Consider the following 19,202-nt stretch of genomic DNA (forward strand, 5'->3'; position numbering starts at 1 on the left):
CATGCAAGGAGTGGGTAATGAACATGCGTTTGCTGGCGGGCCTTCTGTTCGCCGTATCGGTCGTGGGTTTCAGCCTCGGGGCGAGCCTGCCGCTGGTGTCGTTGCGGCTGCAGGACAGCGGTGCCAATACCCTGCAGATCGGCATCATGGCGGCGATACCGGCGGCGGGGATGATGCTCTCGGCGTTTCTGGTCGATGCCTGCTGCCGCTACCTGACCCGACGCACCATCTATTTGCTGTGCTTCAGCCTGTGCGCGCTGTCCATCGGCCTGTTGGAGTGGGCGTTCTCATCGATCTGGCTGCTGGCCTTGTTGCGACTGGGGCTTGGCCTGGGCATGGGGATCGCCATCATTCTGGGTGAATCGTGGGTCAACGAGCTTTGCCCGGAGCACAACCGCGGCAAGATCATGGCGCTGTACGCCACCAGTTTTACCGGCTTTCAGGTGCTTGGCCCGGCGATGCTGGCGCTGGTCGGCGCGCATAGCCCGTGGATCACCGGGGTGGTCACGGCCTGTTATGGCCTGGCCCTGCTGTGCATCGTGCTGACCGTACCCAACGACCACGTCGAACACGCTGAAGAAGACGACAAGAGCTTTACCCTGGCTGGTTTCTTCCGGGTCGCGCCGGCGCTGTGTGTGGCGGTGCTGTTCTTCTCGTTCTTCGATGCGGTGGTGCTGTCGTTGCTGCCGGTGTATGCCACCACTCATGGCTTTGCCGTGGCCGTAGCGGCGCTGATGGTGACCGTGGTGTTTGCCGGGGACATGCTGTTCCAGCTGCCGCTGGGCTGGTTGGCGGATCGGGTCGAGCGCACCGGCCTGCATTTGCTGTGCGGGGTGGTAGCAATGCTGATCGGTATTGGCTTGCCGTGGTTGCTGCAGATGAGCTGGCTGTTATGGCCGATGCTGGTGCTGCTGGGCGCAGTGGCTGGCGGCATCTACACCTTGGCGCTGGTGCTGATCGGCCAGCGCTTCAGGGGCCGCGACCTGGTCACGGCCAATGCCAGCGTCGGCCTGCTGTGGGGCGTCGGCAGCCTGATCGGGCCGCTGCTCAGCGGCGCCGCGATGGGCGCCGCACCGCATGGCCTGCCGATGGCGCTGGCACTGATGGCAGGGCTGTTCGTGTGCTTTGCCCGGCAGTCGTACCGCCGCGCCGGCAAGCTCAAGGCAGCCGCCGAGTAAGCCCTCGGCGAAGGCTCAGAAGCTGCCGCGCAGGGTCACCGAGACGTTGCGCGGATCACCCCAGTAATAGCCGGTTGGCGTCGGCGCGACCTGGCGGTAGTACTTCTTGTCGAAGATGTTGTTGGCGTTGAGCTGCAGCGAGTACTGCTGGTTGAAGCGGTAGTTGACCATGCCGTTGTACACCGCATAGCCCGCCTGTGACGCTTCGGCAGTGCCATTGCGGTTGTAGATATCGCTCTGCGCCTGCACCCCGCCGCCAATGGTCCACGCCTCCAGCTCGCCCGGCAGGCGGTAGCTGGTGAACAGGCGCAACATGCGCTTGGGGTCGGTGGTACGGATCGGGTTGCCGGTGCTGTTGCTGGTGTCCTTCAGGTACTCGGTGGTGTTGTAGGTGTAGCCACCGCCAACGTTCCAGCCCGGCAGCACTTCACCGGAAATCTCCAGCTCGAAGCCCTGGCTGCGGTTCTTGCCGGCAGCGACCTTGCAGTAGCCGCTGGTGTAGTTGGGCAGGCACGGGTTAGGGCCGCTGATGTCATCCAGGGCGTTGCCGACCTGATAGATGCGGAAGAACGCCAGCGAGGTATTCAACCGCCCTTCGTAGAACTCACCCTTGATCCCGGTCTCGTAGGCTTCACCAGTAGTCGGCTCGAGCACCGCGCCGCTGACCCCGGTGGCGGTCTGCGGGTTGAAGATCTCGGTGTAGCTGGCGTAGGTACTGAAGTTGTCGTTGATGTCATAGATCAGCGCGGCATACGGCACGATCTTGTTGTCGACGGCGAACTTGCCGTTGGATTTGACGTTGTTTTCCTGCTCGTAGTCGTACCAGTTGTTGCGCGCACCGATGATCGCCGTCAGCGGCTCGGCCAGCGAAATGCGCCAGGTGGCATAGGCCGCCTGCTGGGTGGTACGGGTGCGCACCGGGTGCGCGAAGATGGTGATATCCGGCTCCGGCAGGCTGGTCTTCGGGTCCCAGTCGCGCAGATCGAACTGCCCCGAGGCGACGTTGTTGGTGGCCGAAGCGTAGGAGTCGTTGCGGATGCGTTCGACGCCGAGCATCAATTCGTGGGTGCGACCGAGCAGCTCGAACGGGCCGTTGAGGGTGGCGCTGAGGTTGTTCTGGATGCTCTCGCCGCCATCCCCTTCGGTGACCTGGTAATTCATCAGGTAGGGATTGCTGGTGCCAGTGGGCCGGCTGAAGAAGGTCTGCTTGAAGCCGTGGTCGTCAAGCTCAAAGTGTGTACGCTGGGCCATCAGCTTGAGCTTCCAGTCGTTGTCGAAGCGGTGCTCCAGCTCGGCGAAAGTCTGCAGATTGCTGCGGTCCCAGCGGTTCCAGTCCGACCCCAGGTAGGTGCTGCGGCCAAACGGCAGCGGCTTGCCGTCGAAGTCGGCGGGCAGGTTGCCCCAGGCGCCGGTGGCGTCGAGCTTGGTCCATTCCAGGCCGGTGGTCAGCGTGGTGCTGTCGCTGAGGTCGAAGGCGAGTACGCCGTACAGCACCTCTTTGCGCTCCATGCGCGAGTTCTGGAAGTGATCCTTGTCGTCGTGCACGGCAATCATCCGCCCACGTACGTTGCCGGTTTCGGTCAGCGGGCCGGACACATCGGCCACATAGCGCTGGGCATCCCAGCTGCCCAGGGTCACGCTGCCTTCACCCTGAAACTCGGCAGTTGGGCGCTTGCGCACCAGGTTGACCGTACCGGACGGGTTGCCGGCACCGCGCAGCATGCCGGTGGCGCCGCGCAGGATCTCGGCGCGGTCGATGATCGCCGAGTCGCTCTGAATAAACGAGCCACCGCCGCTGCCTTGCACCACGGTGGCGCCGTCGTACTGAATGGCGTCGATCGCGTAGCCGCGGGAGTAGTACTGCACGCGCTCGCTGTCGGTCATGTTGACCACCACACCCGGGGTCTGCTCGAGCAGGTTGGTCAGGTTGGTGATGTTCTGGTCGTCGATCCGTTGGCGCGTGACCACGGTGACCGATTGCGGGGTGCGGCGGATGCTCTGGGCGGTTTTGCCGATGGTCACCGCGCCGGTGGTGTAGGAGCCGGAATGCTCGGTGGTCTCGCCCAGGCGGTCGCTGGAGATGCTGGTCGCGCCCAGCTCGAGCGCGCCACCGGCGTCGATTGCCGGGATCAGCAGGAAGCTGCTGGGGCTCTCCTGCTGGACCTGCACGTCACTGCCCTGCAGTACGATCGACAAGGCCTGGGCACTGTCATACCGGCCTTGCACGCCTCGGGTGGTCTTGCCTTGCAGGCTGTTGGCGTCGAACGACAGACTCAGGCCGCCTTGCCGGGCCAACTGGTCCAGTGCGCTGGCCAGCGGGCCGGCGGCGATGTCCCAGTCACGTTGCTGGTTCTGACTGACGGGGGCGGCCTGGACCAGCACGGGCAGAGCGGCGGCGCTCAGGCCGAGGCCGAGCAGGGCGGCCTGGACGGCATGCCGCAGGCGATCGGGGCGGTGGGGACGGCGGTGAATCATGCAGCGCTCCTGAAGATGATCAAGTCCACTTTTCGGGCTTTGTTCCTTCAGGCCGAGCGAGAATGAGATTCCACCTCATTTATTTTCAGTTTTTTTCAGGCCGCGCCGATGCTGACCCAGTAGCGTGTGCGGTAGTCGATCCGCACCGGCAGGGTGCGCGCCAGCAGCAACAGAATTTGTTCGGTATCGGCCAATTGGTAGGTACCGGACACCCTCAACCGAGCAACCTCATCTGCACAGCGCAACAGCCCTGGCCGGTAGCGCGACAGCTCGCTGATGAACTCGCCAAGGGGCATCTGCTGCACGCTGAGCACGCCGTCGGTCCAGGCCCAGGGATCGCCATGCAGTTGCACCGCTGACGCGGCGCCAGACATCGACAATTGCACTACCTGGCCCGCCTGCACCTGTCGCAACGGGTTGCTCTGCGAGTCAACAGTGACTGAGCCACGACGCACCGCCAGCAACAAGCCGGCGTCGTTTTCGCGCAACAACAATTGCCCGTTCTGCGTGCTCAGCTGACCCACCCGAGTACTGACGATGAAAGGCCGGTTATCGGCGCCATTGCTGTCCAGCGTCAGCTCGCCACGCAGCAGGCTCAACTGGCGCTGATCGCTGCTGTAGCGCAGGTCGATGGCGCTGGCGGTGTTGAGCTGGATTGTGCTGCCGTCGCTGCCTTGCACCTGGCGTTGCTCGCCGGTGCCGGTACTGCTGTCGGCGAGCAGTGCCTGCAGGCCGAGGGGTTCACGCGCCGCCCAGCCGAGGCTGCCGCCAACCGCCAGCACGGCCATCAGCTTGAGCTGATCGCGGCGGCTGATGCGCTGCCGACGGCTGCCATCGAGGGTACGCCGGCTCAAGTCGCTGGGCAGGCCGGCCAGCTCTTCGCTCAGCTCGCTGACCCGTTGCCAGGCCAGGGCATTATGCGGATGGCTGGCAAGCCATTGCTGGAACTGGCGCTGGGTGCGTGCACTTGGCTCGTCGAAACGCAGCTTGACCAGCCAGTCGATGGCCTGATCGACCTGGGCCTGCGCCGGCGTGCGCTCAGAGGTCGGCATAGCGCAACCGGTAGCAGACGCCAAGTGCCTTGGCCAGGTCGCGTTCGATGGTGGCGCGGGAAACCTCCAGGCGCAGGGCGATTTGGGTAATGCTCAGGCCATCCAGCTGTGCAAGCAAAAACGCCTGGCGCACCCGCGGCTTGAGTTGCTGCAGGGCGCGATCCAGGCGTTCGAGGGTATCGAGAATGATCAGCCGGTACTCTTCGCTGGGCGCTTCGCCCTCGGGCAGGCAGGCCAGGCTGTCCTGATAGGCCCGCTCCAGCGCACGGCGGCGAAACTGATCGATCATCAGGCCACGGGCGATGCTGCTCAGATAAGCGCGGGGTTCCTTCAGCGGTGATACCTGGCGTGCCCGCAACAGGCGGACGAAGGTGTCCTGGGCCAGGTCGGCAGCGTTCTCCATGCAGCCGACTCTAGTCCGCAGCCAGCCACGCAGCCAGGCGTGGTGGGTTTGATAGAGCAGATCGACCTCGGACGGCTTGAGCGTGTCGTTCATCTGCATCGGATCAATGGCCCTGAACTAGAGTTATATGCGTTTGTTAATGGTTCTCAATTCTATGGGTGAAGTAGGGTTCAGGTAAAGGCCTGGGCTAAGATGGGCGATCAGGCTCAACACAGGTTTTTGCCAATGATTGTGTCCGACCTCAGCGCGGCGGGGCTGCAGCAGGCCAGCGCTCATCTGGCCAGCATTGATGCTGACTGGGCCCGCCATGTTGCGACGATAGGCCCTTGCCTGCATCGCGCTACGCCCGGGCGTGAGCCCTATGAGGCGTTGGTGCGGGCGATTGCCTACCAGCAGTTGCACGCGCGCGCGGCCGAGGCGATCTTGCAGCGGATGCTCGCGTTATACCCGGAGGCGGCGTTTCCCAGCCCTCAGCAGTTGCTGGCGACCACCCCGTTGGCGCTGCGCGGGTGTGGTTTTTCGGCGAACAAGTTGGCCACTGTGCAGGGCATCGCCCAGGCCCGCCTCGACGGCGTGGTGCCAAGCCGGGCCGAGGCGCTGGGTATGGCCGATGACGAATTGATCGAGCGGCTGGTGACGTTGCGTGGGGTCGGCCGCTGGACGGTAGAGATGCTGCTGATCTACTGCCTGGAGCGCTCGGATATCCTTCCGGTCGATGATTTTGGTGTGCGCGAGGGTTATCGGCGCATCAAGGGTCTGGACAAGGCGCCGACGCCTGCGCAGATGCGCGCGTTGGCACTACCCTTGAGCCCCTATCGGACCGCTGCGGCGTGGTATCTGTGGCGTGCGGTAGGCTGACCAGTGGAACAAGCGCAAGAATCGGAGTGAACGCTGGCAGAGGCTCTGCCACGCTTTGCCCATCCCAGCCAGGAGACTGCGACATGCAGCCTGTCGACACTACCAGTACCCGGCGTACCGCATTGATTGCGCGCGCCTGCCGCCTGATCGAAACCAGTGAGAGCCTGCCCAGCCTTGACCAACTGGCGGCCGAGCTCGCGGTCAGCCGGTTTCATCTGCACCGCCTGTTCAAGGCCGAGACCGGCCTTACCCCCAAGGCCTATGCCTCGGCATTTCGCGCCCAGCGCCTGCGCGAGCGCTTGCAAGGCGAGGCGGCGACCGTGACCGAAGCGCTGTTCGATGCCGGCTACAACTCCAACAGCCGCTTCTACGAAGGCGCCGGCCAACGCCTGGGCATGTTGCCCAAGCAGTACCGCGCACGTGGTGCAGGCGCGACCATCTACTTTGCCGTTGGGCAGTGCGCGCTGGGCGCGATTCTGGTGGCACAGAGTGCGCGTGGGGTCTGCGCGATATTTCTTGGCGATGACCCTGCGCAGTTGCTCAATGACCTGCAGGATCAGTTCGCCAACGCCGAACTGATCGGTGCAGACAGCCGCTTCGAGCAGTTGATCGCGCAGGTAGTGGGCTTTGTTGAACAACCCGCGCTGGGCCTTAACCTGCCGCTGGATGTGCAGGGCACGGCGTTTCAGGAGCGGGTCTGGCAGGCCTTGCGTGAAGTCCCGGCAGGCCAGCGCGTCAGCTATACCGATATCGCCGAGCGCATCGGTGCGCCAAAAGCCGTGCGGGCAGTAGCACTCGCTTGTGCAGCCAACCGCATCGCCGTGGCCATCCCCTGTCATCGGGTCGTTCGCCGTGACGGTGATCTGAGCGGCTACCGCTGGGGAGTTGAGCGTAAACGGCAGTTGCTGGAGCGAGAAACGGCACTTCCCTAAGCCGGCAAGCGGCGTAGAATTCGCCGCCAGCAGAGTCTGTCTATAGGTGATTTCGATGAGGCGTGTAAGCCTTGACCGTTTGTGTGTGGGGTTACTGGCCCTGCTTATGTGGGTGGCGACTCCGGCCTGGTCGGCGGGCGCTACGCCGGTATCGCAACTGCTGGCCGGGGAAATGCCGGCGCTGGAAGAAAACGCCAGCCTGGAGCAGTTGACCGATCGGCTCGACCAGATCCGCCAGGGCGTTACCAGCAATGCCAATGACGACCAGCTGTCACAGCTGCGTCAGGCGGCCATGCAGGTGCAGCGCCAGGCCGATGCGCTGACCACCGTGCGCACCACCGACATTACTCGCCTGGATGATCAGCTCAAGGTGCTTGGCGATGTGCTGCCCGACGAGGGCGAAAGCATCACCCGCCAGCGTCAGCAGCTCACCAGTGACAAGAAGAAGCTACTGGCCGAGCAGAAGAACGCCACCCAGCTGACTCAGTCAGCGCGTGACTTGTCGACCCAGATCGTCAACCTGCGCCGCAGCCAGTTCAACTCGCAGGTCACCAGCCGCGCCGCCAGCCCGCTGAGCCCGGCGTTCTGGTCAAGCATGATTCGCCCAACCGACGATGACGTCGCCCGCTTGCAGGCCTTGAAGACCGAGGCCAGTGATGCCCTGGCCAGCGCGCTCAGCCCTGAACACCGCTGGTTGTTCATCGCCAGCCTGGTCGCCGCGCTGCTGGTATGGACATTGGCGCGTTTGCTGGTCGAGCGTCTGCTGGCCGATGCGATGGTCCGTTGGCTGCCTGAAGGCCGCCTGCGCCGCAGCGCCCTGGCGCTGGGCGTCAGCCTGGCCACGCTGGCGACCATTGCCGGTTCGGTGTCGCTGGTGCGCTGGGGGCTGGAGACCAGCGCCGAGCTGGGCGCCGATATCGCCAGCCTGATCAACCACGTGCTGACGCTGGTGGTGTTCAGTGCCTTCATCACCGGCCTGGGCCGGGCCATGCTGATGCTGCAGCGGCCGTCCTGGCGGCTGCCGCCGATCCCCGACGAAGTGGCCAGCGCGCTGGGCTGGTTTCCCAAGGTGCTGGCCGTAGCGCTGATGGTGCTGTTGACCCAGGAGCGGATCAACAGTGTGATTGGCACCAGCCTGGCGTTGACCGTTGCCACCAATGGCCTGACCGCTTTGGTGGTGTCGCTGGTGTTCTTCGCCGCCCTGGTGCGCTACCGCCGCACCCGACGCAAGCACCAGATCGAGCGACCAAGCGGCCTCGCCGGGCTGATCCCGTTCGTGATCGTGGTCTGGGTGTTGCTGATCCTGCTGGCATTGCTGGCGGGCTACCTGACCCTGGCGTACTTCCTCGCGGCGAAAATGCTCTGGATCAGCGTGGTCGTCACCTGCGCCTACCTGCTGGTGACGGTATTCGGCGACCTCTGCGAAACCCTGCTCTCGCCACGCCAGCCTGGTGGTCTGGCGTTGGCTTCGACGCTCGGCTTGAAGCCGCGTCATCAGGCCCAGGCCAGCACTGTTCTGGCTGGCATCGGACGCACCCTGTTGCTGTTCCTCGCCGCGCTGCTGGCGCTGATGCCGTCCGGCACCAGCCCTAGCGAGCTGCTGATGAGCTTGGCCGATTGGGACGGCAGCGGCGGCAAGGTGCTCGGCAATCTGAACATCGTGCCGCAGGATATTTTCATCGCTGTGGCGATGTTCCTCGGTGGGCTGTTTGCCATTCGTGTGGTCAAGCGCTGGCTGAGCGAGCGTCTGCTGCCCGAGACCGATATGGACGCCGGCATGCGTGCCTCGCTGGTGACCCTGGTCGGCTATCTGGGCTTCCTGTTCCTGGCGATGCTGGTGATGACGACCCTGCGCATCAACCTGACCAGCCTGACCTGGGTGGTCAGTGCGTTGTCGGTGGGTATCGGTTTCGGCCTGCAGCAGATCGTGCAGAACTTCATCTCTGGCCTGATCCTGCTCACCGAGCGCCCGGTCAAGGTCGGCGACTGGGTCAGCCTGGCTGGCGTCGAAGGCGATATCCGCCGGATCAACGTGCGCGCCACCGAGATCCAGATGTCCGACCGTTCGACGGTGATCGTGCCGAATTCGCAGTTCATCTCGCAGAACGTGCGCAACGTGACCATGGGCAATGCGCTGGGTGTGGTGGGTATCACCCTGACCCTGCCGCTGGAAACCGACCCTGATCAGGTGCGCGACCTGCTGATGGCGGCGTACCACGAGCACGAGGCGATTCTGGATGCGCCGGCGCCCTCGGTGACCTTCAAGGACCTTACCGCCAGTGGCATGACGCTGAGCGTCAGCGGCTATGTGGCCAGCCCGCGGCAGGTCTCCGGCACCCGCAGCGACCTGCTGTTCACCGTGCTCGGCCGCTTGCGCGATGCCGACATTGCGCTGTCTTCGCCGCAGAGCATGGTGCTGGTGCAGGAAGCGCCCAAGCCCGCCGACGAACCCGCCTGATCGCGCTAGCAGCGCGCCCCTTGCTGCCAAGGGGCGCGTCGGCTAGCCCAGGCAGCGGGTCACATGCTTGACTGCCTGATAGGCCGACAACCCCCATGGCCCCAGCTCGCGGCCAATGCCGCTGGCCTTGGTACCGCCCCAGGACGTTTCGACGAACACCGCTTGCACCGAGTTGATCCAGACATGGCCGACTTCAAGGCTGTCGGCGACCCGTTCGGCGCGCTGCAGGTCGCTGGAGCATACCGTGGCTACGAGGCCGAAGCGGCTGTCATTGGCTAGCTCGATTGCCTGCTGTTCGGTGCTGAAACGCCGCGCGCAGAGTACCGGGCCGAAGATCTCTTCCTGCCACAGGCGGCTGCTCGCGGGCACATCGACATACAGCGTCGGGCTGACAAACCAGCCGTCGCGGTCCAGCGCCTTGCCGCCGGCCAGGCAGCGCAGGCCTTCATCGCGCGCGCTGGCAAAGTAACCTGCCACTTTTAGCCACTGCGCCTGGCTGGTCAGCGGGCCCATGTCGACTTCTTCGCGTGACGGATTCCCCACCCGCAGTTGAGTCAAAGCACGCTGCAAGTTGCTGAGCAGCGCGTCGGCGATGCCTTCCTGCACCAGCAAACGCGAGGTCGCCGAGCACATCTGGCCGGCGTTCCAGGTGATGCCGGCGATGATCCAGTCAACTGCCTGCTGCACGTCGCAATCGTCGAACACAATGATTGCCGACTTGCCGCCCAGCTCCAGGGTCAGCGGCCGGCAGTGCGCCGCTGAGGCACGCATGACCTGGCTGCCAACGCCATTGCTGCCGGTGAATGACAGCTTGTCCAGGCCGGGGTGGCCGCTCAGTGCGGCACCAGTCTCGGCCTTGCCATTGACGATGTTCAGCACGCCTGCGGGCAGGCCGATCTGACTGGCGATTTCGCCGTAGGCCAGCTCCACCAGTGGCGTGACTTCGGAGGGCTTGAGCACCACCGTGCAGCCTGCCGCCAGGGCCGGGGCGAGCTTCCAGGCGCTGGTCACCAGCGGGAAGTTCCACGGCACGATCAAGCCAACCACACCGATCGGTTCCAGCCGCGTACGCGAGGTGAAGCCTGGCACTGCCAAGGGTACTTCGCGGTTGCTCGCCGGCGATTGCTCGGCCAGCGCTGCGTAATAGGTGAAAGTCGCAACGGCGTCATCGAGGTCGACTTCAGCCTCGTGGCGGGGCTTGCCGTTGTTGCGCATCTGCAGGGCGACCAACGCTTCACGACGCGCCGTCAGCTGCTCGGCGAAGCCGTGCAATAGCCGGGCGCGTTCACTTGCCGGGGTGGTTTTCCAGGCAGGCAGCGCCTGTCGCGCGGCGGTAACCGCCAGGTCAACCTGGGCCGTGCTGGCGGCCATCAGCTCGGCGAACGGCACGCCCAGCGCGGGGTCGTGGACGGTGAAGCAGTCAGTGCCTTGGCCTTCGACCCAGCAGCCATCGATATAGTGAGAGATGTTCATGGGGGGGATTCCAGTCAGGCTAGTTTGGCGGCAGAGGTTACTGGTTGGGGCGTAGTGCTTTTGCAGCGCACCCAGCGCGGACCATTCGGCCCGTACACGCCAGCAGGTTCAGGGAACAGCCTGAGCAAGCCCAGGTAGAGCAGGGCGGCCACGCCCAGGGTTACCGGCAGGCTGACGTCGATGCCGCCGGCCAGTTCACCCAGCGGGCCGACAAATTGCCCCGGCAGATTGACGAAGCACAGGCCCAGCGCCGCGCTGGGCAGCCAGGCGCCCATGCCGCGCCAGTTCCAGCCATGCAGAAACCAGTAGTGGCCGCCACGCTGGCCACGGGTGAACACTTGCAGGTCGTCGGCATGGTAGAAGCCACGGCGGGTGATCAGGCCAAGAATCATGATCACCATCCATGGGCTGGTGCAGGTGATGATCAGCACGGCGAAGGTTGACACGCTCTGCACCAGGTTGAAGGTAAAACGGCCAAGGAAGATAAAGCCGATTGCTGCCACGCCAATCAGCAGCGTGGCCGCCGCGCGGCTGAGCAGCCGCGGGAACACGCTGGACATGTCCAGCCCGGTGCCATACAGCGCGGTGGTACCGGTCGACATGCCGCCGATTACCGCAATCAGGCACACCGGCAAGAAGAACCAGCTCGGCGAAATCGCCAGCAGGCCGCCGACATAGTTGTTGGCAGCGATGTAGTCAGGCGCCTGGCTGGCGACCAGTGTGGCCGTGCACAGGCCGAACAGAAACGGGATCAAGGTGGCGGCCTGGGCGCCAATCACGGCCAGCATGATCCGCGCTTTTGGCGTTTCGCGCGGGATGTAGCGTGACCAGTCGCCGAGAAACGCACCGAACGACACCGGGTTGCTCATGGCCAGGATCGCCGCACCGACAAATGCCGCCCAGAAGCCCGCCTGGCCGACATTGACGCTACCCGCGTAGCCCGCATCGAAGGACCCGGCGAAGGCAAAGATGCCCAGCAGAAACAGCAGGCTCGAGGCCCACACGGCGATCTTGTTGACCCACAGCATGAAGCGAAAACCGTAGATGCACACCACCAGCACCAGCACCGCGAACAGGCCATAGGCCAGACCCAGAGTCAGGTCGGTTTCCGGCAGCCCGATCAGCCTTTTGGCGCCGCCGACCAAGGCATCGCCGGAGCTCCACACCGACAGGGAAAAGAACGCGACGGCGGTCAGCAATGACAGAAATGAGCCGACAATGCGCCCGTGTACGCCAAAGTGTGCACCGGACGATACAGCGTTGTTGGTGCCATTGAGTGCTCCGAACAGGCCCATGGGCGCAAGGATCACGGCACCGATGCCAACGCCCAGCAGAATCGCCCAGACGCCGGCCTGGAATGACAGGCCGAACAGCACCGGGAAGCTGCCGAGCACGGCAGTGGCAAAGGTATTGGCGCCGCCGAAGATCAGGCGGAACAGGTCCAGCGGGGTGGCATGGCGTTGCTCGTCGGGGATTTGCTCGACGCCATTGCTCTCGATACCGGTCGAGTGGCTCATGTTGATGCTCCAGCGCGGTTGTTGTTGGTCGGCGCAAGGCGCGGACGCTTTTGTGGGTGCGTTGGCAGAAGCGGCAGGGCCGCAAGGTGTGCTGCTGGGTCAGGCTGGCGAAACGACCGAGAGATGCTCATGGCACGCCAGCCAGCGGCAGTCGTGACGGCGGAACAGGATGGTCTCGCGCTCGGCCAGTTGTTGTTCTTCACCGTTCAGGCTGATGCGCGTGTCGACATCGTGGATGAAGATTGCCAGGTCGCCCTGAAGGGTGATGCTGGCGTTGCTCGATTGGCAATCGAGCACTTTGAAGCCATCCGCCTGCCACTGCTGCCAGAGGGTTTGGTATTGCTGACGCGAGAACAGAGGCTGGGGGAGGGTGTGGAAGACGAAACTGGCGTCTTCGCTGAAGCAGGCGAAGTAGCGCTGGGTGTCGTTGCTGGCAAAGGCGGCTACCAGCTCGGCGGCGGCCTGGCTTACCTGGAGGGTCTGGTCCACTGCGGTGGCCTCACGGTTATTGTGATTATGGTGGGCGGATTTTGCGCAGGGTTTGCGGGGCGAAGAATCTGCTGGGAGAAATAATTAGTTCAGGGATTTGTGAAGTGATTCAAGGGGCGGCAGAGCGCCTGCGGTTCCTGTGGGCGCATTTAGCGTACGACAAGCGTCGCGAAGCTGTGGCGCGCCGTCGGTGAACCAAGCACGCTCTGTTCAGATCTGAAACTGGTGTGAACCCTTGACGAAGCTGCTGCGCTGGCTGGCCTTTTGCGGCGATGAAGTCCGTTGTGTCAGTGCAAGTTGGGATCCAGGATTTAGCCCCTCCAACGGGTGGACAGGTGCAGCCTTCAATTCTCACAGTTGGGAGATCATCTCATTTGATGGTTCTTTGACTTTAGGAATCGTCCTATTAAAAGCAGTTGATGGTAACGCTATGGTGGGGCGAGTGTGTGATCTGATGGCGGGTTTTTTCTGCTCGTAAACCAGACCCGGACCAATAAATTTTAGTGGTCCTGCAGTAGGGGTGGTGTGGGGTAATGGGCCGCCAGTAGGTCGCGATAAGTTAAGTTGCGCGGTAGTCGTGGTTGCAAAAAATCTCCGCGTTACAGTGTTTTCTACCAGGCGCAGTTAATGATGATGAGAGCTGTATTTGTTGCGACAGTGGGGTTGACACTATATGGATGCGGTACCATTAATACGGTAATCAGTTCGGATGCAAACGCGATCAGCAAGTTGAGAGTTGCTAAAACCCGATGTGAAGCGATTCCGCGAATCTACAGCGGTGTCTCCTACGACTTGTGTATCCTACATGGTCCGCCTCAGGTAGGTGAACATGACCCTGCGGCTCCGGCACTGATACCCTTGCAAGTACTCGATCTCATACCTTCCGGTATAGCCGATACGGTGTTACTTCCTTACACGATTTATCTTCAACACTCAGAGGGCTCCCTCGACTTATAGGGTGGCCGTCGGCAGTACGCTGTCGCAGAAAGTGGTTCAAGAGGCGCTAAGTTTAAGACTATGTATAGATTCGTTGAACGGCTGGGCAGAGGCGCGTGCGCTTACCTAAAACTCACCCTGCTTGGGATGGTGCTGTTTTCATTTCATGGGGCTGCGCAGGCATTTGTCGAAAATAACATCACGTGTTCGAGCAATGTTCCGGGGCTTAATGATCTAGGGACTGTCGCCCCAGGTGAACGAATCCTGATATCGACCAGTACCAGTTGCAGAATGCTCAGGCGTTTTCCACAGGGCGCTGGCATAAGTTACACCGCTCAGTACGCAAATGGCCTAGGGGATCCTGCATTTTATTTCTTTCAATCGGGGACCTACATGGCCGTTCCTTATGGAGGTCAAGGAACCTTTAGTTCGACATGTGCACTTGGAGGATCGTGTGTTGATCTGCCCGTGGGTACACAGTTTGATCTTAATGTCCAGGCTGGAGGGGTGGCAAAAACTGAGCCAGGGATTTATCATCTGCAAGTCAGTCTTTGGTTTACGTCACGGGCAAACACTAACTATTCCCAGTCGTATTTGGGGCTTGTATATATTTACACCGTTGCCGCACCTGCATGCACTTTGACCTCGCCCAGTGCAGCTAATTTGTACTTCGGTACTGTCTCAAGCGATCAGCTGTCTGGGGCGAGCCAGGTGGCAGATATCTCGTTGTCTTGCCAGTCAGCGACTCGCGCGCAGGCGACCTTGGTGCCTACTCAGTCTGCTGTCACCGGTAAAACTGGGGTTTCTGCTACTACTCTGAGTGGTCTGTCGATGGCGAGTACTTGGGACGATACGCGGACGCCAGTGGCTTTCGGGACGCCGCGATCATTAAACCTCAATGCAGGCAGCAACAGCTTGAGGCTCCGCTTTCAGCCGCAGTTGACCAACCCTGGGTCAGCCCCGTCAGGAAATTTTGCTAGCCAATACACGCTTAATATCACCTACCCCTAACCGAGCGCGATGTTGAGAGGCGCTATAAACTGCGCCACCGCGCCGCGCTTGCGATATCTGACACGTAGTAGACAGCACAGATTGACAGCGCAGCCCTACACAGCGATCTGCTGTGGTCTGCTCAATCGTGCTAGGTGTCTGCCCCGCGCTACGTAGCGATCTACATGGGTTGCGCAACCATCAGCGTTGTTTGGGATTGTAATGTGCATATCTGGGCTCCGTCGCATAAGCGATGACGATCCGCTCAGTGCACACGGCACGCTTTGAGACTCGTCTTATGTTCGTAGTCAGGCCGCTACGGCGATAGTAGCGCCTCCCTGCAGTTGAAACGGAATGTGGCAGGGACTACATAACTTAAATAAGCGAGGCCTCTCATGTCTGTTCGTTCAATCAAATATTCCGCTTTGTCCTGCACCTTGTTGGCTTCACTCATTATGTCTACCGCTCAAGCGGCGGATGGGCAAATTGAGTTCACCGGTGTGGTCAATGACAACGCCTGTACCATCAATAGCCAAAGTGTAACCCAGTCGGTGGATATGGGGCAGGTGCGTATCGCGGACTTCCCTAATACTGTCGGCGCCTTGGCTACCACCGATGGCACACCGTTCAGCATCTCGCTGGAAAACTGCAGCGGCCCAACCATGCGCAATGCGACTGTGAAATTCAGCGGTCAGCCAGCAGCGACTGACGCTACCATTTTGGGCATGGTCGGTAGCAACCAAGTAGCAGGTGTAGGTATCCAGATTGCCGATGCAGTGACTGGTACCAAACTGCCTCTGAATACTGAAAGCACCGCTTACACCTTGCGCCCAGCCAGCAATACTTTCGACTTCACCGCCTCTTATGTCCGCTTGGTCGCAGACACCGTTGGCACCGACGGTGACGTCACTGCCCGTGGTATCGGCACCGGTCGGATCAATGCTGTCGCAACTTTCGATATCACTTATCGATAAGCCCATGTTGTACCAGAGACTCACGATGTCGTGAGCTCTGGTACGAGGATGCCTCACCAGATGAAATTTAAATTACTAGTGCTGACGACGGCCGCGTTTTGCTTATCCAGCCTGCTTGCACAGGCGGGAGTAAACGTTGGTGCTACTCGCGTGATTTATCAAGGTAAAGAAAAAGAAGCGAACCTCTCCATCACCAATACGGTGGACGATCACATTCCCTATCTAATCCAGTCCTGGATCAGTGAGTATGGGGAAAATGATCAGGCAACCGAAAAATTTATTGTTACGCCGCCTTTGTTTCGCCTGGATCCTGGTAGTCAGAATGTGCTGAGAATTATCGCTGTGCAGACCAGTCAACTACCGAGCGATAAGGAAAGTTTGTTTTCGGTCAACGTCAAGGCCATCCCTGCTAAGAGTACCGAGCCTGGCAAGGAGAACGTCCTGCAGATCGCAATCAAGACCAGCATCAAGTTATTTTACCGTCCTCAAGGTTTACCGGGCAGCTTGATCGAGGCCGCTAAAGGGGTTGTGTGGTCATCTGACAATGGTCGCCTGAGCTTCGATAATCCTTCGCGCTACAATATTGTGGTGAGCAAGTTGGTAATCAACGGTCGTGAACAAAATGGCATGCCGGACGTTATCTCACCGGGTCAGCATAGTTCAGTAAATATCCCTGCCAACGCTGGCGAAAGCATAGTGTTGAGTTATATCAACGAATTCGGCAGTGTGGTTGAAACACCGGCCACCACTCTGGTTAATCGATAAGTAGACTACTTAGAGGAGCACCTCATGCGTACAGGGCGCACGTGTAACTGGCTGCGCCGAATCCATGTAGTGCGTATGTCTCTGCTTGGTTTCTCTATTATCGCGTCAACCGCTCACGCCGAATTCAGTTTCGATCCGACTTTCCTGGACATCGGTGGTGGTTCTGGCGGGGATGCCGTAGCTGCGCAAGTCACCGCGCTTAGTGAAGGGCAGCTCCCAGGTATTTACCGCGTGGGAGTGGCGGTAAATGGCAAGACCGTTGATGAACGCGATGTCCGCTTTATCAGAGAACAGCCTGATCAGCCCAAGAGCCTGACGGGGCTTTTTCCTTGCTTCTCTATCGAAGCGCTCAAAGAACTGGGTGTTGATGGCGAACGCTTGGCCAAAGCGACCGTCTACGAAGATCAATGCGTGGCATTCAGTGGCTCCTTGGCCGGCGTGACCTATGACTACGCATTCAGTAAACAGTTTTTGGACGTGCAGGTACCGCAGGCGTTCATAGGGGAAGTGCCCTTGGAGGTGCGCCGCCGCCATTGGTCAGACGGTGAGCGCCTGGGCTTCGCCAATTATTCATTCACAGGCAGTCGCCAGGAAACCGACAGCTCCCGCCGACAATCCAATTTTGGCAGCCTGCACAGCGGGATCAATGCGGGCGCTTGGCGCTTCCGGAACTTCTCGACTTATCAAAAAAGCGGATCCAATAGGGGCGAGTGGAAGTCTGTCGACACCTATGTGCAACGTGCGCTGGGCGATACCATGTCAATCGCCACGGTGGGCGACGGAGCGACCAGCAGCGATCTGTTCGACACCATTTCCTATCGAGGTGTGAGTGTCGCCACTGATCTGGATATGCTGCCTGACAGCGCTAGGAACTTTGCGCCGGTCATCAGGGGCATCGCTAATGGTCGATCACTGGTCACTCTGCGCCAGCGTGGCTACGTCATCAGTGAACAGTGGGTACCCTCTGGCCCGTTTGCTCTGAAAAATCTGTATTCAACGCCCAACAATGGCGATATAGAAATCACCATCGAAGGCCCGAATGGCGATCGCCAGGTTTACACCCAATCATTCTCCTCGGTGCCTTACATGCTTCGAGAAGGCCAGCATAGCTATGAACTGACGCTCGGTCAGTACCGCTCTGCCAGCACGACCTCAGACATCCCCAAGCCGACATTTGCACAGGTGAGCTATCGCAGGGGAGTGGCGAGTGGAACCACGTTATTGGCGGGTGGGATTTATAGCGCTGACTATCACTCGGCCCTGTTCGGTGTCGCGCAGGACATTGCTGGGTTCGGCGCAGTATCGATGGACGTTACTCACGCAGTGACGCAAGGCATTGGGGATAGCGCCGCGACCGGTCAGTCGTACCGCTTCCGATACTCGAAGTCTATTGAAACCACCGATACCAGTTTTAGCTTGCTCGGCTACCGCTACTCAACAGCAGGTTATTACAGCTTCAATGAGGCCGTTAATATAAGGGCCGTGAACGCCGCGAACACTGTATACGCCGATGAGGTATTAAACAGCGGTATGCTGGCTTCGGATTACTTTTCAAGTCACATGAAAAGTGCCTTCACAGCCAATATGTCTCAGCAATTTGGGTCCTACGGAGGCCTGTTCGCCAACATCAGTAAAACGCGTTATTGGAACCAGTCGGCTAGCGCTACTTCCGTGCAAATTGGCTACAACTTTAGTGTGGGGAGCGCCTCTTATACGCTCGGCGTCGCCCAGACTCGAGGTGCAGAACAATCCACTAGAAGTATCTCACTTGGCGTCAGTTTGCCTTTGGGGGGTGTGGGTTCTTCGCGGCGTATCAGTGCAGGTGCAAGCGGCGACTCGAGTGGTAACTCCAGCCGTAACGTTTCCATGTCCGACTCGCTCATGGAAGATAATGCGCTGACCTACAGCGTCGGCCTGAACCAACGCCAGGAGCAGGATGATCGGCTGACCGGACATTCAATTTCAGCGCGCTACAACGCTGCCAACGCCATCTGGCACGGGGCCTATAGCTCGGATCAAAAAACCACCCAGATGGATTACGGCGTTGAGGGTGGCCTTGTCGCTTTGAGCGATGCATTTATGTTTACTCAGCCACTGGGTGAAACCAATATCATCGTGGCTACGCCGGGTGCTGCCGGAGTGGGTGTTCGTTCCAGAAAAGGTGTCCGGACCAATCGCTCTGGCTATACCGTCTTGCCTTCTGCCCAACCGTATCGTGGCAACAAGGTGTCGCTCAATACCGACACCTTATCTGACACGACAGATATCACTAATCTGGTTCAGGAAGTCTCCCCGACCCGTGGAGCGTTTGTGAAGGCCAACTTCGAAACGCGCAATGGCAGACGACTGTTGGTCAAGGTGGCGACACGCGATGGCACCTTTGCCCCATTTGCTGCTCAAGCCAAACTTTATGACCAAGACGGTAAATTGATCAGCAGTGCCATGGTCGCAGATCAGGGGCGCGTTTTTCTAACCGGGGTGCCTGATACGTCACGCCTAACCATTGAAGTGGATGCAAAGGACTGGTGCAGCACAACTATTGATCTCGAGCGCTTTTCTTTGAAAGGTGAGGGGATCGAGCAGATCAGCGTGAGCTGCCAGATCATTGAGTCAGGACAGACATAACCCAATCAATCATGATGTCGCTGATGCAGAAAAGTGCCGGCGTCGCGGCTGTAATGCGTGCAGGTATGCCTATTTAA

Annotated in this window: 14 protein-coding genes and 1 pseudogene; 9 read left to right on the forward strand and 6 right to left on the reverse strand. The window is 60.6% G+C overall.

From position 1 onward, the window contains the following. Nucleotides 1-17: 17 nt before the first annotated feature. The gene (locus tag IDM28_RS02980) at nucleotides 18-1,178 is read left to right on the forward strand and encodes an MFS transporter (protein ID WP_150570037.1); all 1,161 of its coding nucleotides are present in this window, start codon (nucleotides 18-20) and stop codon (nucleotides 1,176-1,178) included. 15 nt (nucleotides 1,179-1,193) lie between these two features. On the opposite strand, the gene IDM28_RS02985 is transcribed toward IDM28_RS02980, so the two are convergent. The 3 genes from IDM28_RS02985 to IDM28_RS02995 form a co-directional block, all read right to left on the reverse strand. Beyond that, nucleotides 1,194-3,653, reverse strand: coding sequence for a TonB-dependent siderophore receptor (locus IDM28_RS02985; protein WP_188035337.1), 2,460 nt, complete (start codon nucleotides 3,651-3,653; stop codon nucleotides 1,194-1,196). A gap of 95 nt (nucleotides 3,654-3,748) precedes the next feature. Next, on the reverse strand, nucleotides 3,749-4,705 hold the full coding sequence (locus tag IDM28_RS02990) for a FecR domain-containing protein (RefSeq protein WP_101316459.1): 957 nt from the start codon (nucleotides 4,703-4,705) through the stop codon (nucleotides 3,749-3,751). Beyond that, nucleotides 4,692-5,207 (reverse strand): sigma-70 family RNA polymerase sigma factor, encoded by a 516-nt coding sequence (locus IDM28_RS02995; protein ID WP_101316461.1) that lies wholly within the window; start codon nucleotides 5,205-5,207, stop codon nucleotides 4,692-4,694. Before IDM28_RS02995 ends, IDM28_RS02990 begins: the two co-directional genes overlap by 14 nt. A gap of 126 nt (nucleotides 5,208-5,333) precedes the next feature. Between IDM28_RS02995 and IDM28_RS03000 the strand changes: the two genes are divergently transcribed. The 3 genes and pseudogenes from IDM28_RS03000 (at nucleotide 5,334) to IDM28_RS03010 (ending at nucleotide 9,356) form a co-directional block, all read left to right on the forward strand. Continuing rightward, nucleotides 5,334-5,966, forward strand: coding sequence for a DNA-3-methyladenine glycosylase family protein (locus tag IDM28_RS03000; RefSeq protein WP_188035338.1), 633 nt, complete (start codon nucleotides 5,334-5,336; stop codon nucleotides 5,964-5,966). Nucleotides 5,967-6,094: 128 nt separating this feature from the next. Beyond that, nucleotides 6,095-6,898 (forward strand): annotated as a pseudogene (gene ada / locus IDM28_RS03005) (bifunctional DNA-binding transcriptional regulator/O6-methylguanine-DNA methyltransferase Ada); the annotation flags it as partial. Nucleotides 6,899-6,953: 55 nt separating this feature from the next. Next, nucleotides 6,954-9,356 (forward strand): DUF3772 domain-containing protein, encoded by a 2,403-nt coding sequence (locus IDM28_RS03010; protein WP_188035340.1) that lies wholly within the window; start codon nucleotides 6,954-6,956, stop codon nucleotides 9,354-9,356. A 42-nt stretch (nucleotides 9,357-9,398) separates the two neighbouring features. On the opposite strand, the gene IDM28_RS03015 is transcribed toward IDM28_RS03010, so the two are convergent. The 3 genes from IDM28_RS03015 to IDM28_RS03025 form a co-directional block, all read right to left on the reverse strand. Further along, entirely contained in the window at nucleotides 9,399-10,829 is a 1,431-nt protein-coding gene (locus IDM28_RS03015; RefSeq protein WP_188035341.1) for an aldehyde dehydrogenase family protein, read from the reverse strand. A gap of 14 nt (nucleotides 10,830-10,843) precedes the next feature. Continuing rightward, a complete protein-coding gene (locus IDM28_RS03020; protein ID WP_188035342.1) occupies nucleotides 10,844-12,346 on the reverse strand; it encodes a purine-cytosine permease family protein in 1,503 nt (500 codons plus the stop codon). A gap of 99 nt (nucleotides 12,347-12,445) precedes the next feature. Beyond that, nucleotides 12,446-12,835: a YybH family protein gene (locus IDM28_RS03025; RefSeq protein WP_188035343.1), complete on the reverse strand. Its 390-nt coding sequence runs from the start codon at nucleotides 12,833-12,835 to the stop codon at nucleotides 12,446-12,448. Nucleotides 12,836-13,070: 235 nt separating this feature from the next. On the opposite strand from IDM28_RS03025, the gene IDM28_RS03030 reads away from it, so the two are divergent. The 5 genes from IDM28_RS03030 (at nucleotide 13,071) to IDM28_RS03050 (ending at nucleotide 19,125) form a co-directional block, all read left to right on the forward strand. Next, a complete protein-coding gene (locus tag IDM28_RS03030) occupies nucleotides 13,071-13,313 on the forward strand; it encodes a hypothetical protein (protein WP_188035344.1) in 243 nt (80 codons plus the stop codon). Between the two features lie 155 nt (nucleotides 13,314-13,468). After that, nucleotides 13,469-13,792 carry a YceK/YidQ family lipoprotein gene (locus IDM28_RS03035; protein WP_262499973.1) on the forward strand — a complete coding sequence of 108 codons (324 nt, stop codon included), beginning with the start codon at nucleotides 13,469-13,471 and terminating at the stop codon, nucleotides 13,790-13,792. 1,364 nt (nucleotides 13,793-15,156) lie between these two features. Further along, entirely contained in the window at nucleotides 15,157-15,735 is a 579-nt protein-coding gene (locus tag IDM28_RS03040) for a fimbrial protein (protein ID WP_188035346.1), read from the forward strand. A 60-nt stretch (nucleotides 15,736-15,795) separates the two neighbouring features. Then, nucleotides 15,796-16,500, forward strand: coding sequence for a molecular chaperone (locus tag IDM28_RS03045; protein WP_188035347.1), 705 nt, complete (start codon nucleotides 15,796-15,798; stop codon nucleotides 16,498-16,500). A 24-nt stretch (nucleotides 16,501-16,524) separates the two neighbouring features. Then, nucleotides 16,525-19,125, forward strand: coding sequence for a fimbria/pilus outer membrane usher protein (locus IDM28_RS03050; protein ID WP_188035348.1), 2,601 nt, complete (start codon nucleotides 16,525-16,527; stop codon nucleotides 19,123-19,125). Nucleotides 19,126-19,202: the final 77 nt, after the last annotated feature.

The organism is Pseudomonas sp. EZ-C24 (assembly GCF_014525325.1).
Lineage (GTDB): Bacteria > Pseudomonadota > Gammaproteobacteria > Pseudomonadales > Pseudomonadaceae > Aquipseudomonas > Aquipseudomonas shirazensis.